The 24,538-nt window shown below is 72.1% G+C and carries 22 protein-coding genes, 1 pseudogene and 1 riboswitch; of the genes and pseudogenes, 11 read left to right on the top strand and 12 right to left on the bottom strand.

Translation table 11 applies throughout. The annotated features are described in order from the left end of the window. Positions 1 to 128: 128 nt before the first annotated feature. The 4 genes from L3078_RS10825 to L3078_RS10810 all read left to right on the top strand — a co-directional run bounded on the left by L3078_RS10825 (position 129) and on the right by L3078_RS10810 (position 3,889). A complete protein-coding gene (locus tag L3078_RS10825; RefSeq protein WP_239753211.1) occupies positions 129 to 983 on the top strand; it encodes a transporter substrate-binding domain-containing protein in 855 nt (284 codons plus the stop codon). After that, on the top strand, positions 980 to 1,819 hold the full coding sequence (locus tag L3078_RS10820) for an amino acid ABC transporter permease (RefSeq protein WP_239753210.1): 840 nt from the start codon (positions 980 to 982) through the stop codon (positions 1,817 to 1,819). The genes L3078_RS10825 and L3078_RS10820 overlap by 4 nt, the downstream gene beginning before the upstream one ends. Further along, positions 1,816 to 2,622, top strand: coding sequence for an amino acid ABC transporter ATP-binding protein (locus L3078_RS10815; protein WP_239753209.1), 807 nt, complete (start codon positions 1,816 to 1,818; stop codon positions 2,620 to 2,622). Before L3078_RS10820 ends, L3078_RS10815 begins: the two co-directional genes overlap by 4 nt. Before the next feature lie 175 nt (positions 2,623 to 2,797). After that, positions 2,798 to 3,889 carry an amidohydrolase family protein gene (locus tag L3078_RS10810; RefSeq protein WP_239753208.1) on the top strand — a complete coding sequence of 364 codons (1,092 nt, stop codon included), beginning with the start codon at positions 2,798 to 2,800 and terminating at the stop codon, positions 3,887 to 3,889. 102 nt (positions 3,890 to 3,991) lie between these two features. Here the strand turns inward: L3078_RS10810 and L3078_RS10805 are convergent, their stop codons facing one another. Beyond that, positions 3,992 to 4,450 (bottom strand): carboxymuconolactone decarboxylase family protein, encoded by a 459-nt coding sequence (locus tag L3078_RS10805; RefSeq protein WP_239753207.1) that lies wholly within the window; start codon positions 4,448 to 4,450, stop codon positions 3,992 to 3,994. Between the two features lie 84 nt (positions 4,451 to 4,534). On the opposite strand from L3078_RS10805, the gene L3078_RS10800 reads away from it, so the two are divergent. Continuing rightward, positions 4,535 to 5,410, top strand: a complete 876-nt coding sequence (locus L3078_RS10800) for a sigma-70 family RNA polymerase sigma factor (protein ID WP_239753206.1) — start codon at positions 4,535 to 4,537, stop codon at positions 5,408 to 5,410. A 120-nt stretch (positions 5,411 to 5,530) separates the two neighbouring features. On the opposite strand, the gene L3078_RS10795 is transcribed toward L3078_RS10800, so the two are convergent. Both L3078_RS10795 and L3078_RS10790 read right to left on the bottom strand, forming a co-directional pair. Next, positions 5,531 to 5,779 carry a hypothetical protein gene (locus L3078_RS10795; protein WP_239753205.1) on the bottom strand — a complete coding sequence of 83 codons (249 nt, stop codon included), beginning with the start codon at positions 5,777 to 5,779 and terminating at the stop codon, positions 5,531 to 5,533. A 384-nt stretch (positions 5,780 to 6,163) separates the two neighbouring features. Next, a complete protein-coding gene (locus L3078_RS10790; protein ID WP_239753204.1) occupies positions 6,164 to 6,811 on the bottom strand; it encodes a hypothetical protein in 648 nt (215 codons plus the stop codon). Between the two features lie 211 nt (positions 6,812 to 7,022). Here L3078_RS10790 and L3078_RS10785 point away from each other — a divergent pair, with 211 nt between their 5' ends. From L3078_RS10785 to L3078_RS10775, 3 genes are read left to right on the top strand one after another with little or no spacing between them, the layout of a single operon-like run. Then, a complete protein-coding gene (locus tag L3078_RS10785; RefSeq protein ID WP_239753203.1) occupies positions 7,023 to 7,877 on the top strand; it encodes an ABC transporter permease in 855 nt (284 codons plus the stop codon). Then, the gene (locus L3078_RS10780) at positions 7,874 to 8,761 is read left to right on the top strand and encodes a carbohydrate ABC transporter permease (protein ID WP_239753202.1); all 888 of its coding nucleotides are present in this window, start codon (positions 7,874 to 7,876) and stop codon (positions 8,759 to 8,761) included. Before L3078_RS10785 ends, L3078_RS10780 begins: the two co-directional genes overlap by 4 nt. 36 nt (positions 8,762 to 8,797) lie before the next feature. Further along, positions 8,798 to 10,435, top strand: a complete 1,638-nt coding sequence (locus L3078_RS10775) for a type 2 periplasmic-binding domain-containing protein (RefSeq protein WP_239753201.1) — start codon at positions 8,798 to 8,800, stop codon at positions 10,433 to 10,435. A 100-nt stretch (positions 10,436 to 10,535) separates the two neighbouring features. Here the strand turns inward: L3078_RS10775 and L3078_RS10770 are convergent, their stop codons facing one another. Next, entirely contained in the window at positions 10,536 to 10,709 is a 174-nt protein-coding gene (locus tag L3078_RS10770; protein ID WP_239753200.1) for a hypothetical protein, read from the bottom strand. Positions 10,710 to 10,743: 34 nt separating this feature from the next. Between L3078_RS10770 and L3078_RS10765 the strand changes: the two genes are divergently transcribed. Then, entirely contained in the window at positions 10,744 to 11,853 is a 1,110-nt protein-coding gene (locus tag L3078_RS10765) for a LacI family DNA-binding transcriptional regulator (RefSeq protein WP_239753199.1), read from the top strand. 101 nt (positions 11,854 to 11,954) lie between these two features. Then, positions 11,955 to 13,916, top strand: a complete 1,962-nt coding sequence (locus tag L3078_RS10760; protein WP_239753198.1) for a DUF2264 domain-containing protein — start codon at positions 11,955 to 11,957, stop codon at positions 13,914 to 13,916. Between the two features lie 106 nt (positions 13,917 to 14,022). Here the strand turns inward: L3078_RS10760 and cobC are convergent, their stop codons facing one another. The 3 genes and pseudogenes from cobC to L3078_RS10745 all read right to left on the bottom strand — a co-directional run. Next, positions 14,023 to 15,162, bottom strand: a complete 1,140-nt coding sequence (cobC, locus tag L3078_RS10755) for an Rv2231c family histidinol phosphate aminotransferase CobC (protein WP_239753197.1) — start codon at positions 15,160 to 15,162, stop codon at positions 14,023 to 14,025. After that, positions 15,152 to 16,108: a sirohydrochlorin chelatase gene (locus L3078_RS10750; RefSeq protein WP_239753196.1), complete on the bottom strand. Its 957-nt coding sequence runs from the start codon at positions 16,106 to 16,108 to the stop codon at positions 15,152 to 15,154. Before L3078_RS10750 ends, cobC begins: the two co-directional genes overlap by 11 nt. Positions 16,109 to 16,285: 177 nt before the next feature. Beyond that, positions 16,286 to 16,654: pseudogene (locus L3078_RS10745) on the bottom strand (cobalamin biosynthesis protein); the annotation flags it as partial. Positions 16,655 to 16,811: 157 nt separating this feature from the next. On the opposite strand from L3078_RS10745, the gene L3078_RS10740 reads away from it, so the two are divergent. Further along, positions 16,812 to 17,540: a ZIP family metal transporter gene (locus tag L3078_RS10740; RefSeq protein ID WP_239753195.1), complete on the top strand. Its 729-nt coding sequence runs from the start codon at positions 16,812 to 16,814 to the stop codon at positions 17,538 to 17,540. A gap of 71 nt (positions 17,541 to 17,611) precedes the next feature. Here the strand turns inward: L3078_RS10740 and L3078_RS10735 are convergent, their stop codons facing one another. The 5 genes from L3078_RS10735 to L3078_RS10715 form a co-directional block, all read right to left on the bottom strand. Continuing rightward, entirely contained in the window at positions 17,612 to 18,976 is a 1,365-nt protein-coding gene (locus L3078_RS10735; RefSeq protein WP_239753194.1) for a cobyrinic acid a,c-diamide synthase CobB, read from the bottom strand. Positions 18,977 to 18,980: 4 nt separating this feature from the next. Continuing rightward, on the bottom strand, positions 18,981 to 19,580 hold the full coding sequence (cobO, locus tag L3078_RS10730; RefSeq protein WP_239753193.1) for a cob(I)yrinic acid a,c-diamide adenosyltransferase: 600 nt from the start codon (positions 19,578 to 19,580) through the stop codon (positions 18,981 to 18,983). Then, positions 19,581 to 21,647 carry a putative cobaltochelatase gene (locus L3078_RS10725; protein ID WP_239753192.1) on the bottom strand — a complete coding sequence of 689 codons (2,067 nt, stop codon included), beginning with the start codon at positions 21,645 to 21,647 and terminating at the stop codon, positions 19,581 to 19,583. Between the two features lie 163 nt (positions 21,648 to 21,810). Beyond that, positions 21,811 to 23,319: a cobyric acid synthase gene (locus L3078_RS10720; protein WP_239753191.1), complete on the bottom strand. Its 1,509-nt coding sequence runs from the start codon at positions 23,317 to 23,319 to the stop codon at positions 21,811 to 21,813. Further along, positions 23,316 to 24,257, bottom strand: a complete 942-nt coding sequence (locus L3078_RS10715; RefSeq protein WP_239753190.1) for a cobalamin biosynthesis protein — start codon at positions 24,255 to 24,257, stop codon at positions 23,316 to 23,318. The genes L3078_RS10720 and L3078_RS10715 overlap by 4 nt, the downstream gene beginning before the upstream one ends. A gap of 98 nt (positions 24,258 to 24,355) precedes the next feature. Continuing rightward, a riboswitch (cobalamin riboswitch) is annotated at positions 24,356 to 24,508 on the bottom strand. Positions 24,509 to 24,538 lie beyond the last annotated feature (30 nt).

The raw sequence follows: 24,538 nt of genomic DNA, 5'->3' as shown, positions 1-24,538 counted from the left end.
GGCACCCGTGCGCTCCTCACCGGTGACTTCCGAGGTCGAACGGGTCGGTAGCCATGGGAATGATTTGAGCAAGTCAAACATTTCCTTATAATCGATCGTCTCTCAGTTCCCTCACAGGAGGTCTCCCCGTGAACTCGGTCCCCGGACGCCGGACCCGCATCCTGGCCGCCACCACCGCCGCGGCCGGACTGCTGCTCGTGGCCGGCTGTTCGTCGGACGGCGACGGCGGCAGCGGCGGCACCAAGACCGCGGCCGGCGGGGTGGAGCTGGTGAAGGCCGGTCAGCTCACGACCTGCACCCACCTCCCGTACCCGCCGTTCCAGTCGGAGATCGACGGCAAGGTGCAGGGCTTCGACGTGGCGCTGATCGACCTCGTCGCCGAGGACCTGGGGGTGAAGCAGGAGATCCTCGACACCCCCTTCGAGAACTTCAAGACGGGCGCCTTCCTGAACTCCGGTGAGTGCGACCTCGCCGCCGCCGGTATGACGATCACCGACGAGCGCAAGAAGAACGTCGACTTCTCCGACCCGTACTTCGAGGCGACGCAGGCCGTCCTCGCCGACAAGAGCGCCGGTATCGGCTCCTTCGCCGACCTCAAGGGCAAGAAGGTCGGCACCCAGGCACAGACCACCGGCGAGGACTACGCCAAGAGCAAGGGCATCGACTCCGTCTCCTTCGAGTCCTCCGACGCCGTCCTCAACGGTCTGCGCACCAAGCAGGTCGACGCCGTGATCATCGACTACCCCGTCGTCCAGGGCTGGTTGAAGGACAAGGCGAACGCCGACGCCTTCGAGGTCGCCGAGCAGATCAACACCGGCGAGGAGTACGGCTTCACGGTCAAGAAGGGCAACACCAAGCTCGTCGCCGCCATCAACAAGGCGCTGGCCGAGGCCAAGTCCGACGGCACGTACAAGAAGCTGTACGAGCAGTGGATCGGCCCGTACGACGAGAGCGCCGCCTCGGCCTCCCCGTCGGCCTCATGAGCGGGACCGACACGGACACACCGCTCCAGCCGAAGAGGAAGGGCCTGAGCCGGAGCCAGAAGCGCACCCTCTCCCGGGGTGCGCAGTACGCGCTGTTCGTCGCCGCCGTCGTCGCCTTCGCGGTGTCGGCGGACTGGGCCCGGCTGAAGAACCAGTTCGCCCAGTGGGACATCGCCGAGCAGATGTTCCCCGACGTCATCACGCTGGCGCTGAAGAACACCGTCCTCTACACGCTGTCCGGCTTCGTCTTCGGGCTCGTCCTCGGCATGGTCATCGCCCTGATGCGGCTGTCGTCGGTGGGCCCGTACCGCTGGTTCGCCGGGGTCTACATCGAGATCTTCCGGGGCCTGCCCGCCCTGCTGATCTTCATCTTCATCGGCGTCGCCGTACCGCTGGCCTTCCCGGGCACGGAGATCCCCGGCGGCACCTACGGCAAGGTGGCGCTCGCGCTCGGTCTGGTGGCCGCAGCGTACATGGCGGAGACGATCCGCGCGGGCATCCAGGCGGTCCCCAAGGGGCAGCTGGAGGCGGCCCGTTCGCTGGGCTTCTCGCCCGCCCGCGCGATGGTCTCGATCATCATCCCGCAGGCGTTCCGGATCATTCTGCCGCCGCTCACCAACGAACTGGTCCTGCTGTTCAAGGACTCCTCGCTGGTCCTGTTCCTCGGCGTCACGCTGGAGGAACGCGAACTGTCCAAGTACGGCCGTGACCTGGCCAGCACCACCGCCAACTCCACCCCGATCCTGGTCGCCGGCCTGTGCTACCTGCTGGTGACCATCCCGCTCGGTTTCGTCGTACGCCGTATGGAGGCGAAGGCCCAGGAGGCCGTGAAATGAGTACCAGGGCGGAGATCGAGGTCCGGGGCCTGCACAAGTCCTTCGGCACCAACGAGGTGCTGAAGGGCATCGATCTGGAGATCGGCCGGGGCGAGGTGGTGTGCGTCATCGGCCCGTCGGGCTCCGGCAAGTCGACCCTGCTGCGCTGTGTGAACCTCCTGGAGGAGCCGACGAAGGGCCAGGTCTTCGTCGGCGGGACGGAACTGACGGACCCCGACGTCGACATCGACGCCGTACGCCGCCGTATCGGCATGGTCTTCCAGCAGTTCAACCTCTTCCCGCACCTCACGGTGACCGAGAACCTCACGCTGCCGCAGCGCCGGGTCCTGAAGCGGGACAAGGCGACGGCGGCGAAGGTGGCGGCGGAGAACCTGTCCCGGGTGGGTCTGTCGGAGAAGGCGGACGCCTACCCCGCCTCCCTCTCCGGCGGCCAGCAGCAACGCGTCGCGATCGCCCGCGCGCTGTCCATGGGCCCCGAGGTGATGCTCTTCGACGAGCCGACCTCGGCGCTCGACCCGGAGCTGGTGGGTGATGTCCTGGCGGTCATGCGCATGCTCGCCCAGGACGGCATGACGATGATGGTGGTGACCCACGAGATGACCTTCGCGAAGGAGGTCGCCGACCGTGTGGTCTTCATGGACGACGGCGTGATCGTCGAGGACGGCACCCCGGACCGGGTCATCGGCGACCCGCAGCACGAGCGAACCCGCCACTTCCTCTCCCGCCTGCTGGACCCGGCGATGGCGAACGTGGAGGAGGAGACGTCGGACCAGGTGGGCAAGGCCGAGCAGCCGGGTGGCTAGTGCCGCGACAGGCAACGTTCGCCCCGTCGCGACGCCCGGCACGCCCTCTCGCCGCACCGGCCGAAAACCCAAGTACATCCAGTACGAGGGCTTTCGGCCGGCACACCGAGAGCACGCACCGGACGCCGCTCCTTGACGGGCAAACGTTGCCTGCCGCGGCACTAGTCTGCGGTACATGAGCGATGAGCCGGTGCTGCATGTGAAGGGCCGGGTGCTGGTCGGCCCCGAGGCCGTCCGCGACGAGCTGTGGGTCGTGGACGGCCGGATCACCTACGACCGTCCCGTGAACGCCGGCGACATCCGCACGGTGACGGGGTGGGCCCTGCCCGGCCTGGTCGACGCGCACTGCCACGTCGGCCTCGGCCCCCAGGGCCCGGTCCCGGAGGACGTCGCGGAGAAGCAGGCCATCACCGACCGCGACGCGGGCACCCTCCTGATCCGCGACGCGGGCTCCCCCTCCGACACCCGCTGGATCGACGACCGCGACGACCTGCCGAACATCATCCGTGCGGGCCGCCACATCGCCCGCACCCGCCGCTACATCCGCAATTTCGCCCACGAGATCGAGCCGGAGGAACTCGTCGCGTACGTCGCCCAGGAGGCCCGGCGCGGGGACGGCTGGGTGAAGCTGGTGGGGGACTGGATCGACCGGGGGCTGGGCGACCTGTCGCCGTGCTGGCCGCGTGAGGCGGTCGAGGCGGCGATCACGGAGGCGCACCTCCTGGGCGCCCGCGTGACGGCCCACTGCTTCGCCGAGTCGTCCCTCCGCGACCTCGTCGAGGCGGGCATCGACTGCGTCGAACACGCGACGGGCCTGACGGACGACCTGATCCCTCTGTTCGCCTCCCGAGGCGTCGCGATCGTCCCGACCCTGGTCAACATCGCCACCTTCCCCTCCATGGCGGACGGCGGCGAGGCCAAGTTCCCGAACTGGGCCGCGCACATGCGCCGCCTCCACGAACGCCGCTACGACACCGTCCGCAACGCCTACGACGCGGGCATCCCGGTCTACGTCGGCACGGACGCGGGCGGCTCCCTCGCCCACGGCCTGGTGGCCGCGGAGGTGGCGGAACTCGTCACCGCCGGAATCCCCCCGATCGAGGCCATCGCGGCGACCACCTGGGACGCCCGCGACTGGCTGGGGCGCCCAGGCCTGACCGAGGGCGCCCCCGCCGACCTGGTCCTGTACGACGAGGACCCCCGCACGGACGTACGCGTCCTGGGGGCGCCGTCGAGGGTGGTGCTGAACGGGCGGGTCGTGAGTTAGGGGCCACGGCGCGAGAACCCTTCGGCGTGCCGATCCGGCGCCGGTGAGCGGACGGCAGCGGACGAGGAACTCCACGATGCGGCGGGCAGGAGCCGGCTCGGCTCAGCCCCAGGTCCTGCCTGCTGGTTCCTTGATGGTGCGGTTGATCCGGTTGAAGAAGTTGGTCAGCGCGATCTCCAGGTTGATCGCGCCGATCTGCTCCTCGGTGAAGTGGGCGTTGATCTCTTCCCAGATCTCGTCGGTGACGCCCGGCGCGCCGTCCTGCAACCGGGTGGCGGCCTCGGCCAGCGCCAGTGCCGCGCGCTCCGCGTCGGTGTAGAACGGCGCCTCACGCCACGCCGCTACGTTGTGCAGCCGCTCGTCCGTGTCACCGGCCTTCTTCGCTCCTGCGGCACTGGCGTAGACGCACGCCGAGCAGCTGTTGATCTGGCTGGCGCGCAGGTGGACCAGCGCGAGCAGCTTCGGGTCGACGCCGCCGGCGGCGATCGCCTTCTGGAGGTGCTGGATCGCGGTCCACACATCGGGGCTGTTCGTGCTCTTGTTCTTGAGCCGGTTCTCCACGGGAGTGTTCTCCTTCATCGGGTTACGTCGCGGCGCCTGTGCGCGTCATCCCTATGACGGAGCAGCTTCCAGGAAGGTAACAACATGGCCGGCACCCATTCCGTGGACCCGATCGTCGACGCTTTCGAGTCCCACCGTGACCGGTTGCGCGCCGTCGCCCACCGGATGCTCGGATCACACGCCGACGCGGAAGACGTGGTCCAAGAGGCGTGGCTGCGTCTCTCCCGACAGGACACCGACGCCATCGACAACCTCGGCGGCTGGCTGACCACCGTGGTTGGCCGCCTCAGCCTCGATGTCCTGCGGTCGGGTCGGACGCGCCCGGAAGTCTCCTTCGACGACCGGTTGTCCGAATGCACCGTGACGCTCGACGACGCTCATGCTCCCGAAGAGCTCGCGGCGATCGGGGACTCCGTCGGCCTCGCGCTGCTCACGGTCCTCGACTCGTTGCGCCCTGACGAACGACTGGCGTTCGTGCTGCACGACGTGTTCGCCGTGCCCTTCCAGGAGATCGGCACCATTCTCGGCAAATCGGCCGACGCGACCAAGATGCTCGCCAGCCGTGCCCGCAGGAAGGTACAGGGCGCCCAGCAGCCGGCAAGCGCAGTAAGACAACAACGCGAGGTGGTCCGGGCCTTCCTGGCCGCAGCCCGCGACGGTCGGTTCGAGGAACTGCTGAGGGTTCTCCACCCCGAAGTGGAGTTCACCGTCCACACCCCGAACGGCACGTTCGTCACGCTCGGAGCCACCGAAGTCGCCACCCGCGCGCGAGTGGCCGGCAGCGCGGCACGAGGACATGCGGCGACCGTCAACGGCCGCCCCGGCGTCATCTCCTGGAGCGAGGACGGCACCCCGCTCTCCCTCCTCGCCTTCACCGTCGCCGACGGCCGCATCACCGAGATCACCGCCCTGGTCGACCCGGCCAAACTCGCGCTCATGGACCTGCCGGACCCGGTATGACTCCCTACCGGTGAAGGCCGCACCTACCCGAAGCGGGCTAGACCAGCTCCTGCCAGATCGCGAAATCACGTGGCTTCTTCGTGGCGAGAAGGCGCGAAATCGGTGCCTGATCCACGGAGTTCAACCAGCTGTCGAAGGAGACCTCGCCGCCGGGGAACCACCACTCCGAATGGCTCCCCGCGGAATCATCATCACCTTGCCGTACTGGAAAAGGTATCCGTCCGCATCGGGGGATTCCGGGACCTCGAACTCGATCGCCGAAAATCGTCTCACCAACCCAGTCAGCCCCGAGAGTGATGTGTCGAGATCATCCATCTCCTCGACAAGTCGACGGGCTGTGCGTTCCGCCGAATCCACCTGCTGTTTCATAGGCGTGATCACCTTTCGGGTCCAGCGGTACGCACCCTGACCGATGCCCGCCCGCCGATCGCTCCCAGTGGTCGACGGTGAGTGTGCGCCGGCCCTCGGCGTCGGTGACGTACTTCAGCAGCTTGGAGGGGTGACCGAGCAGCCGCTCCTCGTACGTGAACTCCATCCGGTTGCCGTTCTTGTCCACCTGGGCGCTCGGATAGCCCTGGCAGTCGAAGAGGTACCGGGTCCGGTCCGGGCGCAGGAATCCCCAGGCTTCGCGCTGGTGGGGGTGGAGCAGACAGTCCTTCTCCAGCTGCTTGACGCGGAAGTGGACGCCGGCGGGGGAGTCCCACTCGCCCTTCTTGTTCTTGCTGAAGACGTGGCTGGTGCCGTCGCCGTCGGTCAGGGTGATCTGCTCGGGCAGCAGCGCGGCCGGGTGGAAGTCCAGCGGCGTGCCGAGCCGGACCGGCGAGGAGGCCTGCAGCGACCAGCCGAAACCGGCCGGAGTGCTGGACGCGTCCTGTTAGTTGTAGCCAGCCGCAGGAAGGTCGAGAACCCGAGCGACGGGTTCGAGAAGGCGTTGTACGACCACACCGCGTTGCCCGCGTGAAGATTGCTCATCAGCGCCGAGCCCGCGCCGGTGTTCTTGCCGGCGTAGGAGTGGAAGTCCTCCAGGCCGAGCTGGTCGGAGGTCGGGTACTCGGCGGTCACCTGGTGCTTCGAGGGCGGCACCCCGTCGGTCTCGGACAGCCAGTCGCCGGTGGCCTTCTCCCGCAGGTCCCACTCCAGGCCGAAGGTGAGCCGCCGCGCCGGCGTGTACGGCAGGAAGTAGGTCTCGCCCTCGGGGGCGGCGAGCAGCTTGTCGCCCTTGACCACCCGGCCGACGGCGGGCAGCTCCACCGCCCGCGCCGGGCCCGCCAGCAGCGTGCCCTGCTGGGTGCGGACGACTGCGCGGTGGTGAATTCCGGACTGCGAACAGTGCGGAGAAGTCCTGTACGGATCGGTGAGGCGGTGTGAAGCCGTGGAGGCGGGGCGGCCGGATCCGGTCATCGGGTCAACCGCCCTTCTTTGTCAGGGCTGTTGACCGTCCAATGAAAACGTTTTAACTTCCCCTCACTCCGACGTCGAGATGTGAGGGGGACCCGTGGGCGCGTTACTACGGGAACGTGCAGGTGCAGAGGAGGACAGCGCGACCATTCATCGAGCGGACGATGTGCGACCGAGCCGAAAACGCTTCCAATCGCGTGCACTGTTCCTGCTCATGCTCCCCGGCCTCGGCTACTTCCTGCTGTTCCACTACGGCGCCCTGGCCGGCAACCTCATCGCGTTCAAGGAGTACGTGCCGTTCGACGGCATCTGGGCCAGCCCCTGGGTCGGCGCGGGCAACTTCCAGCGCATGTTCGAGGACGGGGCGTTCTGGGCGGCCGTCCTCAACACCCTCTGGATCGCCGTCCTCCAGCTCGTCTTCTACTTCCCGGTACCGCTCGGCCTCGCCCTGCTGCTGCACAGCCTCACCTTCAGCAGCGTCCGCCGCTTCGTGCAGTCGGTGGCGTACCTGCCGCACTTCATCTCCTGGGTGATCGTCGTCGCCCTGTTCCAACAGGTGCTCGGCGACACCGGACTGCTCAACTCCTCCCTCGACGGCATGGGGTTGAGCACCGTCGACATCATCGGCAACCCGGACGCCTTCCGGCCGCTCACCGTCGCCCAGGTCATCTGGAAGGACGCCGGCTGGGGCACGATCATCTTCCTCGCCGCCCTCGCCCAGGTCGACGAGCAGCAGTACGAGGCCGCCGCGATCGACGGGGCCGGCCCCTGGCGGCGGTTCTGGCACGTCACGCTGCCCGCCATCCGCCCGGTGATCGTGCTGCTGCTCATCATGCGGCTCGGCGACATCCTCTCCGTCGGCTTCGAGCAGATGCTGCTCCAGCGCGACGCGGTCGGCCCGGAGGCCGCCGAGATCATCGACACCTTCGTCTACTACCAGGGCATCGTCGGCGGCGACTACGGATTCGCCGCCGCCGCGGGCCTGTTCAAGGGCGTCATCGGCGCGCTGCTCGTGTACGCCGCCAACAAGGTCGCCCACCGCCTCGGCGAACAGGGGGTCTACAAGTGAGCGCCCGGACTCGACCGGGCTGGCTGGAGAAGCCGAAGCCGGTGACCCAGGCCGCCAAGGCCATGGCCCTGGCCGCCGTCGTCCTCCTGGTCTGCGTGCCGTTCCTCGTCATCGTCTCGACCTCCCTCGCCTCCACCGACGAGGTCGTGGCGAACGGCGGCTGGGTCCTCTGGCCGACCGAGCCCAGCCTCGACGCCTACCGCGACATCCTCGACGGCGGCATCGTCACCCACGCCCTCGCCGTCAGCGCGGGCGTGACGATCGTCGGCACCCTCCTCAGCCTCGCCTGCACCGTCACCCTCGCCTACGCGCTCTCCCGGCCCGGGGTCTTCGGAGGCCGGCCGGCGCTGCTGCTCATCCTGTTCACCTTCCTCTTCCCGCCCGGCATGATCCCGAGCTTCCTCCTGGTCAAGGAGCTGGGCCTGCTGGACAGTTACGCCTCCCTGGTGCTGCCCGTCCTCGTCAACGTCTTCAACCTGGTCGTGCTGCGCGGCTTCTTCCAGGGCATCCCCGAGGAGCTGTACGAGGCCGCGCGCCTCGACGGAGCGGGCGACTGGCGGGTGCTGTTCTCCGTCGTCCTGCCGCTGTCCAAGGCCGCGCTCGCCGTCGTCGGACTGTTCTACGCGGTGGCGTACTGGAATTCCTGGTTCTACGCCTCGCTGTACCTGGAGAGCGACCACTGGCCCCTCCAACAGGTCCTGCGCACCTATGTGGTGGCCGGCTCCGGCCTCACCGACGCGACCACCGGCGAGGGCACGGTCACCGCGCCGCAGACCGTGCAGATGGCGGTGCTGGTGATCGCCACCGTACCGATCCTGCTCGTCTACCCCTTCCTCCAGAAGTACTTCACCAAGGGCGTGCTCACCGGCGCCATCAAGAGCTGACCCACGCCGATTCAGGCCGACACGAGGGGTTCACCCATGCCCAGCATGTCCCGACGTACTCTGCTCGGTTCCCTGGCCGCCGTCTCCGTCCCGGGCGTGCTGACCGCCTGCTCCACGAGCTCCGGCGACAGCGACGTCTCCAACGCGGGCAAGAAGCTCGCGCCCTGGCCGACGTACACCCCCGCGCGCGGCCCGAAGCCGGACCTCGCGCCCACCGAGGCCGGCGTCCAGGCCGGCTACACCGCCTACCCCGCCGACCTGGCGAAGAGCGTCTCCCGCACCCCGGGCGACGGCTCCACGGTCAAGGTCCTGTCCGTGTCGTTCGGCACGCCCCCGAAGCCCGCCTCCGCCAACCGGTTCTGGGCGGCGGTCGAGAAAGCCCTCGGCGTGAAGATCGAGTACACGATCGTCCCGCAGGCCGACTACCAGAAGAAGATGGCGACGGTGATGGCCGGCGACCCCGACACCCTCCCCGACATCATCAACGTTTTCTCCGGCTTCGTCCTGCCCCGCGAGGCCGAGTTCGTCCGGCGCCGGGCCGAGGACCTCACGCCGTACCTCTCCGGCGACGCGATCGCCGACTACCCGAACCTCGCCAACATCCCCACCCACGCCTGGCGGGACATGGGCCGCATCGGCGGCCTCCTCTACGGCATCCCGCTGGAACGCCCGCTGCCCGGCTCCACGCTCTGGCTCAACCAGGGCATGTTCACCGACGCGGGCATGCGGGAGGGCTGGAGCGCCGACGACTTCGCGGCCGTCGCGAAGCGGGCCACCGCCGGACGCACCTACGCCCTCGGCGCCGCGGCCGGCTCCCTCTTCGGCAACGCCGTCCACGCGGCCGCCCACAACGCCCCCATGGAGTGGTCCGTCACCAAGGGCGGCACCTTCGAACCCGCCTGGGCCGACGAGCGCTTCAAGGCGGCCGTCGCCTTCCAGGCCCGGCTGCGCCAGGACGGCTCGTACCACCCCGACGCCACGTCCATCTCCCAGATCGACCTGACCACCCTCTACTACAACGGCACGGTCGGCTCGATGCAGGACGGCTTCGGCGCGTACCTGCCCAAGTACCGCGAGAGTAAGGGCAAGTTGACCCCCGCGGCCGCCCTCCCGTACAGCGTCGGCGGGGAGCCCGGCGGGATCGTCGCCGCCCGCCGCTCCTTCGGCCACACCGTGCTGAAGAAGGCGAAGAAGGAACGGATCGAACTGCTGCTACGGGTCCTCGACTACCTCGCCGCGCCCTTCGGCAGCGAGGAGTGGGAACTCGTCCACTACGGCGTCGAGGGCACCCACTTCACCCGAGGGGCGGACGGCTCCCCGCAGGTCACCAAGCTCGGCGAGGTCGAGAACAACACCAACCTCCCGCTGAAGTACCTCGCCGAGGGCCCGCAGGTGCTGTTCGTGCCGGGCATGCCGGACGCCGTACGGGCCCTGCACACCTGGCAGCGGAAGGTCGTGCCGCGCGCCGTCCGCAACGCCTCCTTCGGGCTCCAGTCGGCCACGAAGAACTCCCAGGGCGCCACGCTCAAGGCCCTCGTCGAGGACACGCTCACCGGCATCGTCGCCGGTCGGCTCCCGCTCTCGGAATGGGACGCGACCGTGAAGAAGTGGCGGCAGCGGGGCGGCGACAGAATGGCCGAGGAGTTCGCGAAGGACTACGCGGCCAACACATGAGCGACGGCCTGCGGCCGACGGCAGCGGAACAGGAGACGCGGGGGATGGGGAACGACATGGCACCCGAGGAGACGGAGACCGAGACCCCGGCGCGGCAGCATCAGGTGTCCGGAGGCCCGGTCCCGGTGGACACGGGGACGGGGTCCGTGGGCAACGGCCCGGCGGGGGTGAGGGCGGGGACGGGGTCTGCGGGCACGGGCTCGGGGGAGACGGGGACGGGGTCTGTGGGCACGGGCACGGGCTCGGGGGAGACGGGGACGGGGTCTGTGGGCACGGGCCCGGTAGAGACGGGTGCGAGGTCTGTGGGCATGGGTCCGGTTGAGACGGGGTCCGGGGCCAGGGGGCCGGGGGAGGCGGAGCCCAAGGAACCGGCGGGCAAGGGACGGGTCACGATTCGGGAGGTCGCCGTGCGGGCGGGGGTGTCGACGGCCACCGCCTCCCGCGCGCTCAGCGGCAACCATCCGGTGCCCGCCGCCACCCGGGCCCGCGTCCTGCGCGCCGCCCGCGACCTCGACTACGTCGCCAACGCGCACGCCCGCGCCCTGGTCGGCGGCGGCCGCAAGATGGCCGCCGTCGTCGTCCGTCAGGTCACCAGCCCCTTCTACGCCCAGGTCGCCGAGGGCGTCGAGGCGGAGGCCGCCGACCGGGGCTGGCTGTGCGTGGTCGGCGCGACCGGGGGAGACCCGCAGCGGGAGATGGACTTCGTACGGCTGATGCGCGAGGAGGGGGCGCGGCTGGTGATCCTGGTCGGCGGGGTCGTCGAGGACGACGCCTACCGCTCGCGCGTGGCCCAGTACGCGCAGGCCCTGGACGCCTCCGGGGCCCGGCTCGTGCTCTGCGGGCGGCCGGCCCCCGACCCCGGGATACCGGCGCTGGTCGTCGAGTTCGACAACGAGGCGGGGGCGCGGGCGATCACCGCGCATCTGCTGTCGGCCGGGCATCGCAGGATCGTCTTCCTCGGCGGGCTGCCCGGCAACACGGCGCTCGACGCCCGCGTCGCGGGATACCGGGCCGCGCTGGCGGAGCACGGGCTGCCGCCCGAGGCCGCGCGGGTCGTCGACTGTGGCCTCGGCCGCCCCGCCGGGCTGCGGGCGATGACCGAACTGCTCCAGGAGACACGGGAGTTCACGGCCGTGTTCGCGGGGGACGACATGGTCGCGGCGGGCGCGCTCCGCGCGATCGCCGAGGCCGGGCTGAGCGTTCCCGACGACATCTCGGTGGTCGGGTACAACGACATCCCGCTCGCCGAGGACTTCGACCCGCCGCTCACGACGGTGCGGACTCCTGCGGAGGAGCTGGGACGGGCGGCTGTGCGGATCGCTCTGCGGGATCCCGAACGGGGGGTGGGGGGTCGGCATGTGCTGGGGACGCACATCGTCGTGCGGCGGAGTGTGGCGTCGCCGAGGGGGCCGTTGTGACCGTGCGGGTCCGTCGTGGCTGGTCGCGCAGTTCCCCGCGCCCCTGAAGGGGCGCGCTGCCCTTGCCCTCGACCACAACTCACCGGAGGACGCACTCCCCTATGACCGCGCCGCACATGTCGCCCGCCGACAGCTCGACGCTCCCGCCCGCAGACCCCTCCCTCTCCCCTTTCACCGGCTGGACCCGAGCCCACTGGGAAGCCATGGCCGACCGGCTGCTCGACGGGCTGGTGCCCTACGCCTCGCCGGGCCTCGCGCAGTACCGGCTGCCGGGGCGGGCCAGTCACTCCGGTCCCGTGTCCGACGGGCTGGAGGGGTTCGCGCGGTCCTTCCTGCTCGCCGCCTTTCGGATCGCCGGCTCGCGGGGGCGGGTCGGGCCCGCGCTGATCGAGCGGTACGCGGCCGGGCTCGCCGCCGGGTCCGACCCCGCCGGCGGTGACGAGCGGTGGCCGGCGATCACCGACCGGGCGCAGCCCATGGTGGAGGCCGCGTCGATCGCGATCGCCCTGCACGAGACGCGCCCGTGGCTGTGGGACCGGCTCGACGACGGGGTGCGCGCCCGGGTCGCCGACTGGCTGGGCGGATTCGTCGGCGCGGACGTCAACGACTCCAACTGGCGGCTCTTCCAGGTGATCACCGAGGAGTTCCTCGCCTCGGTCGGCGCCCCGCACAGCCGCGCCGAGATCGACGCGGGGCTCGCCCGGCTGGAGGACTGGTACCGGGGCGGCGGCTGGTACACCGACGGCGACGGGCGGAAGTTCGACTACTACAACGGCTGGGCGCTGCACCTGTATCCGGTGCTGTGGGCCCGCATCGCCGGTCCCCGGGCGGACGCGGCGGCGGTGGCCCGGCACCGGGCGCGGCTGCGCGAGTTCCTCGCCGCCCACCAGCACTTCTTCGGCGCCGACGGCGGTCCGGTCCACCAGGGCCGCTCCCTCACCTACCGTTTCGCGACCACCGCCCCGCTGTGGGCGGGCGCCCTCGCCGACGCCACGCCCCTGCCGCCGGGCCGCACCAGACGGCTCGCGTCCGGTGCCCTGCGGCACTTCGCGGAGCGGGGTGTGCCCGACGAGCGGGGCCTGCTCACCCTGGGCTGGTACCGGCCCTTCCTCCCCGTCACCCAGCGCTACTCGGGCCCCGCCTCGCCGTACTGGGCGAGCAAGGCCTTCCTCGGCCTGCTGCTGCCCGAGAGCCACCCCGTGTGGACCGCGCCGGAGGAGCCCGCGCCGATCGACACCGACGACACCACGCTCGCCCTGCCCGGCCCCGGCTGGCTGCTGCACACCACCGCCGCCGACGGCCTCGTACGCCTCGTCAACCACGGCAGCGACCGGTTGCCGCCGCCGCCCGCCACCGCCGACGACAGCCCGCACTACGCCCGGCTCGGCTACTCCAGCGCGACGGCACCGGAGACCCCGCCCGCCCCGGACACGGCCCCCGACAACCACCTCGCCCTGCTCGCACCCGACGGCACCCCCTCCCCACGGGGCCGTATCCAGCCCCTGGGCACCGAGGGCCGCCGGGCCGCGTCCCGGTACGGCAGTGCGGACAGCGGCAGGAACGCGGACGGCGGCAGGAACCGAGACGGCGACGGGATCGAGACGGTCAGCGTGGTGCACGGCCCCTGGGAGGTCAGGGTCCACCGCGTCCACGCCGCGGCCGGCACGCCCGTACGCGAAGGGGGCTGGGCCGTGGCGGACGACGACGGGCCGCCGGAGGGCAGGTCCGGGCCGGGCTGGGCAGTGGCCCGCCGGGCGGACGGCCTGACCAGCGCGCTCGTGGGCCTGCACGGCTGGGGCGACGGCCCCGGCACGGTCGTGTCGGCCGCCGGGACGAACGCCTACGGGCACCACTCGGCGACGCCCGTCCTCGAAGGGCGGACGCCACCCGGCGGGAGGGAATCGCTCCTGGTCACCCTCGTCCTGCTGAGCGGCGACCCGGACACCCCGCACACCGGAGCGAGCGCGAGCGTCGACGCCGACGGCGACGTGCGCATCCGCTTCCCGGACGGCACCCGTGAGTCGGTCCGCAGGGGCGAGACACCGTACGGGCGCCCCCGCTGACCGCTGACCCTCCCCCGGAGGCAGTGGCCGGCCGGCTGGTCCGGCCGGTGGGCCGTAGAGCCCCTCCGCCCGGCTGACGCGGTCGACGGACCGCCGAGCCCTGTGCTCAGCGGTCCGCCAGTGTCATCGCCCGGTCCAGCGCCTGGAGGAAGCCGTTGACCGTGGTCCGGTCGCGGACCGCCAGGCGCAGCCACGCGTCGTCCAGCCCCGGGAACGTGTCACCGCGGCGAACGGCGAAGCCCAGGCTGCGCAGATGCCGCCGTACGGCGGTCGCGCGGGGCAGCCGGACGAGGACGAACGGGCCCTCGGCGGGCTCGGCCACGACCAGGCCGTCGGGGGCGAACTCCCGCAGCCCGGCGACGAGATGGGCCCGGTCGGCGACGACACGGCCGGCCGCCTCGGCGGCCTCCGCCAGCGCCCGGTCCGAGACACACGCCTCGGCCGCCGCGAGAGCGGGCGTCGACACCGGCCACAGCGGCTGGGCGCGCTCCAGCTCGGCGATCGTCCCGGGCGCGGCGAGGACGTAACCGATCCGCAGCCCGGCCAGCCCCCAGGTCTTGGTCAGGCTGCGCAGGACGACGAGGCCGGGCACGTCCGTCCGCCCGGCCAGCGCCTCACGCTCACCCGGCACCGCGTCCATGAACGCCTCGTCGACCACCAGCGTCCGCCCCGGCCGGGCCAGCCGGACGAGGGACTCCGCCGGGTGCAGCACCGACGTCGGATTGGTCGGGTTGCCCACGACCACCAGGTCCGCGTCCTCCGGCACGGCCGCCGGGTCCAGCCGGAAGCCGTCCGCCTCCCGCAGCAGCACCCGGTCCACGGCGTGCCCGGCGTCCCGCAGCGCGGCCTCGGGCTCGGTGAACTGCGGGTGCACGACCACCGGGTGACGGACCTTCAGGGCGCGGGCCAGCAGCACGAACGCCTCGGCCGCGCCCGCCGTGAGCAGGACCCGCTCGGCGGGCAGCCCGTGCCGGTCCGCCACCGCCGCCCGCGCGGCCCGCCCGTCGGGGTAGGCGGCCAGCCCGGTCAGCGACCCGGCTATCCGCTCCCGCAGCCAGGCGGGCGGTGTGCCGGTCCGGACGTTCACGGCGAGGTCGATGAGTTTCGCCCCGTCGTCCCGCACCTCGGCGTCGCCGTGATGCCGCAGGTCATGACCCGCGTGCGCCGGTCCCTGGCCCGAATCGGCCAGGTCATGACCCGTGTTCCGCAGGTCGTGCCTGCGCCCGGAGTCGGAATCAGTGTGCATGGGAGTGCGTGTGTCCCCAGTCGTGATGTTCGTGACCGTGGTGCCCGTCGCGGTCCGGACGGACGTACGGCTGTCGCGGCAGCCCCGGGCTGTTCCCGCCGCCGGGCGGAGAGTCGCCGGGCGGAGTGCCGCCCGGGGCGGGGGAGTCGTGGGAATCGCGGTTCATGTACGGGTCGCCCTCCAGCGCCTCCCGGTACCGCTCCACGATCAGATCGAGCAGCTCCGGCTCCGGTCCGATGACATCGGCCGACCGTACCCCGATCTCCGGACGCGCGGCAGCCCAGCCCTCGGTCTGCTGCCGCACCCGGTCCGCCGGCCCGCCGTCGAGCGGGAAGTACGGCAGGACGACGATCCGCCGCGCCCCCAGCCGCGCACACCGCTCGAGACCGCTCGGCACGTCCGGCGCCGCCATCGAGACGAACGCCGTCTCCACACCCGCGTATCCGCGCCCCTCCCACAACAACCGGGCCGCCCTGTGCACCTCGGCGTTGGCCTCGGGGTCCGTGGACCCGTACCCGACGAGCAGGACGGTCACATCGGCCCGGTCGCCCGGAGTCCTCGGCGAGGGCGATCCCAGTGCCTCCTCCACCCGCCGCTCCAGCAGGTCCAGCAGCACGGGGTGGGGGCCCGGGGCGCGGCCGTACTGGTACGACACCTCCGGGTGCCGCTCCCGCAGCCGGCCCAGCGCCGCCCGGGCGTCCGCCTCCGCACGCCCGGCGGACTCCCGCACCAGCGGGACCACCACGAACCGCCGTACCCCGTGCTCCACCAGCGCGGTCACGGCCTCGCCCAGCGGCGGCCGGTACGGCTCGACGAAGCCGCCCCCGACGGGCAGCCCGGGGTGGCGGCGTCCCAGCTCGCGCAGTAAGTCACGGAACACCTCGGCCCCGGCCTCGTCCCGGGTTCCATGACCGGCGATGAGCAGGGCGGGCGGCGGGGTGGTCACGGTGTCTCCTCGGAGGGGCGGAAGGGGTGGTGCGGGCGCGGAAGCGGGGGCGGTCGGTCAGCGCGGTCGGCGGTGGTCACCGTCGCGGTCATGGTCATGGTTCCGGTCGCGGTCACGGCCGCAACGATCATCATGCCGACTCCCGCCGGGTCCGGCGAAGCCAGGGTTCGCCGTCGCGACGGCACACGTCGCCCTCCCCGCCCGCCCGTCCACCGGCTCCGACTTCCGCTTCGGCACGAGCAGTTCACCCCCGCCGACGAGCGCGGCGGCCTCCGCGACGGACGGGGTACCGACGGCGGCGAGGGCCGCGCCGGAGGGGTTCGGCACCACGACGGCGGCCAACTCCTCGGCGGCGTAGGCGACCAGGGGGACACCGAGCCGTTCGGCGGCTTGGACAAGGCCCGGTTCACCGGCTTTGGCCTCGACGGTGACGAGCGCGGAAACGGCCCCGAGGGAGAGCCCGGCATCCCGCAGCACCCCTTCCAGCAGCCCGAGAACCTCCACCACCGAAACCCCGGCAGAGGCGCCCACACCGACAACGAGTGCTCCGAACACACGGTCAGCCACAGCCGCGCCCCACAGGGGCGCGAGGAACTGCGCGACCAGCCACGAACGACCCGCAGTCAAAACCCGACCTTCCCGGGAACACACCACCCCGGGGCGCCGCAGCCGACACCGCCCCCTCATCCGGTAGCAAAGACGCATGGCGGTCTTCGTGGCACTCGGCGCGTTCCTGATGACGCTGCTCGGCGGCTGGACGGCACAACGCGTGACGGACCGCCGTCACCTCGTGCTGGGCCTGGCCGGCGGTCTGATGCTGGGCGTGGTCGGCCTCGACCTGCTCCCGGAGGCGCTGGAGGCCGCAGGCGACGAGGTCTTCGGCGTGCCGGCCGCGCTGCTGCTCTTCGTCGCCGGGTTCCTCCTGGCCCACCTGGTGGAACGCCTGCTGGCCGCCCGCCAGGCGGCACACGGCGCGGAGGAGCACAACGGCCGTACGCCCCAGGTGGGCCTGACGGCGGCGGCCGCGATGGTCGGGCACAGCGCCATGGACGGCGTCGCGATCGGCGCGGCCTTCCAGATCGGCCAGGGCATGGGCATCGCGGTCGCGCTCGCGGTGATCGCCCACGACTTCGCGGACGGCTTCAACACGTACACGCTCACCAGCGTCTACGGCAACGCCCGCCGCCGTGCGCTCGCGATGCTGTTCGCGGACGCGGCGGCCCCGGTGGTGGGAGCCGCCTCCACGCTGCTGTTCACGATCCCGGAGGGCCCGCTCGGCTGCTACCTCGGTTTCTTCGGCGGCGCCCTGCTCTATCTCGCCGCCGCCGAGATCCTCCCCGAGGCCCACCACGAACACCCGGCCCACTCCACCCTGTTGTGCACGATCGCCGGGGCGGCCTTCATCTGGCTGGTGGTGGGCGTGGCGGAGTGAGCGGAACCCCCCACCGGCCGACGGACCACCCACGACGTCAGCCCGGCCGCCCATGACACCCGACGAACCGCTCATGACGCCCGGCATCTGTCCACGAACCGCCGTGCGACACCGGGTTCCGCGGCCCAGTGGGTGTGCAGATAGCTCGCGTGCACCCCTCCCCGCACGAACCCCTCGACCCGCGGCCGGGGGGACCGTATCCCCCAGGCGGGCGCGGGCCCGGCCCCCGGCTCGACGACCGTCCGGTGGAATTCGTGGGCCCGCATCCGGGTCCCGGCCGGCGCGAGCACGCTGTCGCCCACGGCCACGGCGTCGCGGTACCCGAGGGTCAGCCGCTCGTCCATCCGCGCCGTCGCGTCCAGTACCCCGCACATGGGTTGGCCGTCCAGTTCCCGGCACAGGTAGAGCAGACCGGCGCACTCGGCGGCCACCGGAGCCCCGCCGAACGCCAGCTCGGCGACGGCCTTGCGCAGCGGCTCGTTGGCGGACAGCTCGGCGGCGTACATCTCGGGGAACCCGCCGCCGATCACCAACCCGCGTGTCCCGTCCGGCAGTTGCTCGTCCCGCAGCGGATCGAAGACGACGACCTCAGCACCCGCGGCGGTCAGCAGCTCCGCGTGCTCGGCGTAGGAGAAGGTGAACGCGGGCCCACCGGCCACGGCGACCACCTCCCGCCTCCCCGTGGTCGTGACGGGCGGCTCCCACGCCGGCCCCGACAACGCCCCGGCGCTGCGGGCGAGCGCGACCAGCGCCTCCAGGTCGCACCCGGCCCGCACCTGCGCGGCCATCGCCGCCACGGCCTCCAGCGCGGCTGCCTGCCGTTCCGCGACCGGGACCAGTCCCAGATGCCGGGACGGGGTGTCCACCTGAGGAGCCCGCCGCAGCACCCCCAGCACGGGCACACCGGTCGACTCCAGGGCGTCCCGCAGCAGTTCCTCGTGCCGGTCCGAGGCGACCTTGTTGAGGATCACGCCCCCGATCCGCACCTCGGGATCCCAGGAGGCGAACCCGTGCACCAGCGCCGCCACCGACCGCGACTGCGACGACGCGTCCACGACCAGCACCACCGGCGCCCGCAGCAGCTTCGCCACATGCGCGGTGGACGCCAGCTCCCCCTGGCCCGAGGCCCCGTCGAACATACCCATCACGCCCTCGACGACGGCGATGTCGCACCCGCGCGCGCCGTGCGCGAAGAGCGGCGCGACCAGATCGGGCCCGCACAGGTACGCGTCGAGGTTCCGCCCCACCCGCCCGCTCGCGAGCGCGTGGTAGCCGGGGTCGATGTAGTCCGGCCCCACCTTGTGCGGGGACACGGCGAGCCCCCGCTCGGTGAGCGCCGCCATCAACCCCGTCGCCACGGTGGTCTTGCCGCTGCGCGACGAGGGCGCGGCGATCACCAGCCGGGGCACGGAGGGGATCGAGGTGTAGGACGTCACGATGTCACCACTCGATGCCCCGCTGGCCCTTCTGGCCCGCGTCCATGGGGTGCTTGACCTTCGACATGTCGGTCACGAGGTCCGCGAAGTCGACCAGCTTCTCGGGCGCGTTCCGCCCGGTGATCACCACATGCTGGGTGCCGGGCCGGTTCCGCAGCACGTCGACGACCTCGTCCGTGTCGATCCACCCCCAGTGCAGCGGGTACGCGAACTCGTCCAGCACGTACAGCTTGTACGTCTCGGCCGCGAGGTCCCGCTTGACCTGCTCCCAGCCCTCCCGGGCCTTGTCCTCGTTGTCCATCTGGCCGTCGCGCTGCACCCACGACCAGCCCTCGCCCATCTTGTGCCAGTCGACGGACCCGCCCTCACCGGACGCCCCGAGCACGCGCAGCGCGTTCTCCTCGCCGACCTTCCACTTCGCCGACTTGACGAACTGGAACACCCCGATCGGCCACCCCTGGTTCCAGGCGCGCAGCGCGAGCCCGAACGCGGCGGTGGACTTCCCCTTGCCGATACCCGTGTGCACGAAGACCAGCGGACGGTTCCTGCGTTGACGAGTCGTCAGTCCGTCGTCCGGTACGACACTCGGCTGTCCCTGAGGCATCTAAGCCGCCCTCCCTGAAGTCCTCTGCGTTCCCTGCACATCCCGGACCAGCCCGGCGATGGAGTCCGCCCGCAACTCGTCCAACGTCACCGCCGTACCGCCCAGTTCACCCGCCAGCTGCCCGGCGAGCCCCAGTCGGACGTGGCCCGACTCGCAGTCGACCACCACGGACGCGTGGCCCTCGGCCGCGAACAGCCGAGCGGCCCGCCCGGCGAGCGCGACGGGCTCGGGCCCGCCGGTCGCCCGGCCGTCGGTCACCACCACGACCAGCGGCCGGCGCGCGGGGTCCCGCAGCCGCTCCACCCGCAGCACGTCGTGCGCCTTGAGCAGTCCGGCCGCGAGCGGTGTCCGCCCGCCCGTCGGCAACGACTCCAGGCGGGCCGCCGCCGCGTCCACCGACGAGGTCGGCGGCAACGCCACCTCGGCGGCCGACCCCCGGAACGTCACCAGGCCCACCTTGTCCCGCCGCTGATAGGCGTCGAGCAGCAGCGACAGCACCGCGCCCTTCACCGCGCCCATCCGCTGCCGCGCCGCCATCGACCCGGAGGCGTCGACCACGAACAGCACGAGGTTGCCCTCCCGCCCCTCCCGGGTCGCCTGCCGCAGATCGTCACGCCGTACCACCAGGCCCGGCCCGGACCGCCCACGCGTCCGCTGGTGCGGCGCGGCGGCCTGCACGGTCGCCGCCAGATGCAGCTTGGTCAGCGTGCCACGCGGCCTGCGCGCCCCGGTCGTACGCCCGTGCTCGGTCCGTGCGCGCGAGCGCCGCCCGGCGGCACCCTCCCCGAGCCCCGGCACACTGAGCACCTTCGTACGGAACGGCTCGGCGGCCCGTACGGCGGACTGCTCACCGGCGGCCGGAGCCTGTGGGGGCACACCCTCGCCGGCCTCGGACCGACCGCCACCGTCGCCGCCCTGCGGCCCGTCGGACTCGGGAGCGGGCGGCTGCCCACCGCCACCGGGGCCGTCGGGACCGGGATCAGGATCGTCGTCGTCCTGCGAGTCCTGCGGATCCTGAGAGTTCTGCGAGTCCTGCGGATCCTGCGGGTTCTGCGGCGGCTCCGCGAACTCCTCCAGCGTCTCGTCGAGCTTGTCCTCGTCGAGGCCGGGCGCGTCGAAGGGATTCCGCCGCCTCCGGTGCGGCAGTGCGAGCAGTGCCGCCTGGCGCACGTCCTCCGCGAGGACCTCGGTCCGCCCGGCCCACGCGGCCAGCGCGGTCGCGGTCCGGGCCATCACGATGTCGGCCCGCATCCCGTCCACCTCGAAGGCCGCACAGGTCGCCGCGATCTGCAGCAGCGCCCCGTCGCCCAGCACCACGGACGGCAGCAACTCCCGTGCCGCGACGACCCGTTGACGTACACCGGCCTCCTCGTCCGCCCAACGGGCCGCGAAACCGGCCGGGTCGTCGTCGTAGGCGAGCCGCCGCCGGACGACCTCCACCCGCTGGTCCGGCTCCCGCGAGGCCGCGACCTCCACGGTCAGCCCGAACCGGTCGAGCAACTGCGGCCGCAGCTCGCCCTCCTCGGGGTTCATCGTCCCGACCAGCAGGAACCGCGCCGCATGCCGTACGGAGACGCCCTCGCGCTCCACGTACGAGGCGCCCATCGCGGCCGCGTCGAGCAGCAGGTCGACCAGGTGGTCGTGGAGGAGGTTCACCTCGTCGACGTAGAGGATGCCCCGGTGCGCGTCCGCGAGCAGGCCCGGCTCGAAGGCCTTCACGCCCTCCGACAGCGCCCGCTCGATGTCGAGGGCGCCGACGAGCCGGTCCTCGGAGGCGCCGACGGGCAGCTCGACCATGCGGGACGGCCGGGTCTCGAACGCCGGTTCGTGCGGCCCGTCCGGACACGTCGGGTCCGGCTGCACGGGGTCGCACGAGAACCGGCAGCCGACGACGACCTCCACCGGCGGCAGCAGCGCCGCGAGCGCCCGCACGGCGGTGCTCTTGGCGGTGCCCTTCTCACCGCGCACCAGCACGCCGCCGATACGCGGGGAGATGGCGTTGAGGAGCAGGGCGAGTTGCAGATCGCCCTGCCCGACGACGGCGGTGAAGGGGAAGTGCGTGCTCACGCGGTGATACCTCCTAGAGGTGAATGAGCGAGACGGGGGCGGACGGGCGGGATGAAAGGAACGGGGCGCAGCCCCTGCCTTTCAGGGGCGCGGGGAACTGCGCGAGAAGCCCCACCGGCCGGCAGACGAAGTTTCCTCTCCTGGTGAGGGCGACCCGGCGCCCTCATCCCGGCGCCCCCGGCGGTACGAACGGCAACCCCGTCGGCGCGCCCGACTCGATGAGCCGCCACAGCGCGTCCGTGTCCGCGTGCTCCTCGATCAGATCGCCGAGCCGGTCCAGCTGCTCCTCGCGCAGCTCGGCGAACGACGTGTCGGGGGCCGGCACGAACCGCCGCCCCGAAGCCGCCGCCACCTCGCGCAGGAAGGCCCGCCGGAACCCGTCCGACTCCAGCGACCCGTGCCAGTGCGTGCCCCAGGTCTGCCCGACCCGGCACCCGTCCAGGAAGGGCTCGCCGCCCAGCACCTCGGCGACCCCGTGGTGGATCTCGTACCCCTCGACCCGCTCACCGAGGGCCTCGCCCACGGGCCGGGTCAGTGTCTTCTCCACGGCGAAGCGGACCCGCACGGGAAGCACCCCGAGCCCGTCCACCCGCCCGAGCCGGCTCTCGACCTCGTCCTCGATCCGCTCGCCGAGCACCTGGAACCCGCCGCAGATCCCGAGCACCGGCCGCCCCTCGGCGGCCCTGCGCACCAGCGCGTCGGCCAGCCCCCGCTCCCGCAGCCACTCCAGCGCCCGCACCGTGCCCCGAGTGCCGGGCACGACGACGAGGTCCGCGTCGGCCAACTCCTCGGCCCGGTCCACGAACCGCACGACGACACCGGGTTCGGCGGCGAGCGCGTCCACATCGGTGAAGTTGGACATCAGCGGCACCGCGCACACGGCGACCCGCAGCACGTCCTCCCCGACGGGCGGCGCGACGTTCGACTCCCGAACCGTCCCGCGCAGCGAGACCCGCAGCCCGTCCTCCTCGTCGATCCCGAGCCCGTGCCGGAACGGCAGCACCCCGTACGTCCGTCGCCCGGTGAGCCCGCGCAGCATGTCGAGCCCCGGCTCCAACAGGGAGACGTCGCCCCGGAACTTGTTGACGAGGAACCCGGCGACGAGGGCCTGGTCCTCGGGGGAGAGCAGTGCGACGGTCCCGAAGAACGACGCGAACACCCCACCTCGGTCGATGTCACCGACCACGAGCACGGGCAGCCCGGCGTTGCGGGCGATCCCCATGTTGACGATGTCGGTGCGCCGCAGATTGATCTCGGCCGGAGAGCCGGCCCCCTCGCAGATCACCGCGTCATACGTGCCCCGCAGCTCGGTGAGGCACTCCAACACGGTCCCGAGCAGCCGCTGTTGCCGCCCGCCGTGATAGCCGCGCGCGCTCATCTCACCCACGGGCTTCCCGAGCAGCACGACCTGACTGCTGCGCTCGCCCCCGGGCTTCAGCAGCACGGGGTTCATGAGCGCGGTGGGCTCCACCCGGCACGCCTGCGCCTGCATGGCCTGCGCGCGCCCGATCTCGGCGCCCTCCTTCGTCACGAAGGAGTTGAGCGACATGTTCTGCGCCTTGAACGGCGCGACCTTGACCCCCTGCCGCACCAGCCACCGGCAGATCCCGGCGGTGACGACGCTCTTCCCGGCGTCGGAGGTGGTCCCGGCCACCAGCAGTCCGCCACTCATCCTCGACTCCTCGACCGCAGCAGCGACACACCCGCACCGATCCCCAGCGCCAGCCACCCCACCCGCCGGGACAACCGAACGGCCCGCTCGATGTCCCCCACGACGACGGCGCGTCCCTCTCCATTCAGCACAGGCCGATGCTCGACCCGCCCCCCGTACGACAACGTGCCCCCCAACCGCACTCCGAGCGCCCCCGCGAACGACGCCTCCACGGGCCCCGCGTTGGGGCTCGGGTGCTTGCCCGCGTCCGCGCGCCAGGCCCGTACGGCCCCCCGGGCGTCCCCACCGGAGGCGGCGGCCAGCACCGCCGTCAGCCGGGCCCCCGGCCACCCCACCACGTCGTCCAGCCGCGCGGAGGCCCAGCCGAACCGCCGGTACCGCTGCGACCGGTGACCGACCATGGCGTCCAACGTGTTGACGGCCCGGAACCCGACCAGCCCGGGCACTCCCGCCACGGCTCCCCAGACCAGCGCCCCCACCACCGCGTCGGAGGTGTTCTCGGCGACGGACTCCACGACCGCCCGCGCGATCCCGTCCGCGTCGAGCGCCTGGGGGTCCCGCCCGCACAGGTGAGGCAACCGGGCCCGCGCGCCCTCGACGTCCCCCGCGTCGAGGGACCGTCCGATCGTCCGGGCCTCCCGCGCGAGCGAAGTCCCCCCGACGACGGCCCAGGTGGCGGCGGCGGTCAACGCGACGGAGGCCACGCGCGACGGCCGTACGGCGGTCGAGGCCACGGCCCCGAGCGCCACGGCGCCACCCGCGCACACGGCGGTGTGCAGCGCGCCCCACCCCCGGTGGTCCCGCCACAGCACCCGCTCCACGGCACCGGCGGCCCGCCCGAACGCGGCGACCGGATGCCCCCGGCGAGGATCACCGAGCAGCAGATCACCGAGGAGTCCGGCGGTGGCGCCGTACGCGAAGACGCGATCGGCACGCACGGGTTCAGCCGACCGCGAGGGCGTACGCGGATCCGGTGCTGGGACTCAAGTGGCAGCCGCACATGGCGATATGTCCTCACTCAGGGTGTCCACGCCCTGGTTCGACGAGACCGACGGCGAGAGTTCCTGGCTCCCGGGAGACGCGTCGAGTTGCTTCCCCGGTGACAGTGGCGGGACCGCGCCGGACTCGCACCGGCTTCCTCTCCTGCCGTCGTACATGGCCCCGGCAGTCCACCACGCCCCTTCGAGACCCGTCAACTCGCTGTTGACCTGCGGCGCGA

The organism is Streptomyces deccanensis, from assembly GCF_022385335.1.
Lineage (GTDB): Bacteria > Actinomycetota > Actinomycetes > Streptomycetales > Streptomycetaceae > Streptomyces > Streptomyces deccanensis.
This window is presented reverse-complemented; position numbering and strand designations above follow the sequence as displayed.

Bases quoted from the DNA above. Each gene is read 5' to 3' on its own strand.
- L3078_RS10820 (WP_239753210.1), top strand. From the start codon at position 980: ATGAGCGGGACCGACACGGACACACCGCTCCAGCCGAAGAGGAAGGGC.
- L3078_RS10815 (WP_239753209.1), top strand. From the start codon at position 1,816: ATGAGTACCAGGGCGGAGATCGAGGTCCGGGGCCTGCACAAGTCCTTC.
- L3078_RS10810 (WP_239753208.1), top strand. From the start codon at position 2,798: ATGAGCGATGAGCCGGTGCTGCATGTGAAGGGCCGGGTGCTGGTCGGC.
- L3078_RS10800 (WP_239753206.1), top strand. From the start codon at position 4,535: ATGGCCGGCACCCATTCCGTGGACCCGATCGTCGACGCTTTCGAGTCC.
- L3078_RS10795 (WP_239753205.1), bottom strand. From the start codon at position 5,779: ATGAAACAGCAGGTGGATTCGGCGGAACGCACAGCCCGTCGACTTGTC.
- L3078_RS10790 (WP_239753204.1), bottom strand. From the start codon at position 6,811: ATGACCGGATCCGGCCGCCCCGCCTCCACGGCTTCACACCGCCTCACC.
- L3078_RS10785 (WP_239753203.1), top strand. From the start codon at position 7,023: ATGCTCCCCGGCCTCGGCTACTTCCTGCTGTTCCACTACGGCGCCCTG.
- L3078_RS10775 (WP_239753201.1), top strand. From the start codon at position 8,798: ATGCCCAGCATGTCCCGACGTACTCTGCTCGGTTCCCTGGCCGCCGTC.
- L3078_RS10765 (WP_239753199.1), top strand. From the start codon at position 10,744: ATGGGTCCGGTTGAGACGGGGTCCGGGGCCAGGGGGCCGGGGGAGGCG.
- L3078_RS10760 (WP_239753198.1), top strand. From the start codon at position 11,955: ATGACCGCGCCGCACATGTCGCCCGCCGACAGCTCGACGCTCCCGCCC.
- cobC (WP_239753197.1), bottom strand. From the start codon at position 15,162: ATGCACACTGATTCCGACTCCGGGCGCAGGCACGACCTGCGGAACACG.
- L3078_RS10740 (WP_239753195.1), top strand. From the start codon at position 16,812: ATGGCGGTCTTCGTGGCACTCGGCGCGTTCCTGATGACGCTGCTCGGC.
- cobO (WP_239753193.1), bottom strand. From the start codon at position 19,580: ATGCCTCAGGGACAGCCGAGTGTCGTACCGGACGACGGACTGACGACT.
- L3078_RS10720 (WP_239753191.1), bottom strand. From the start codon at position 23,319: ATGAGTGGCGGACTGCTGGTGGCCGGGACCACCTCCGACGCCGGGAAG.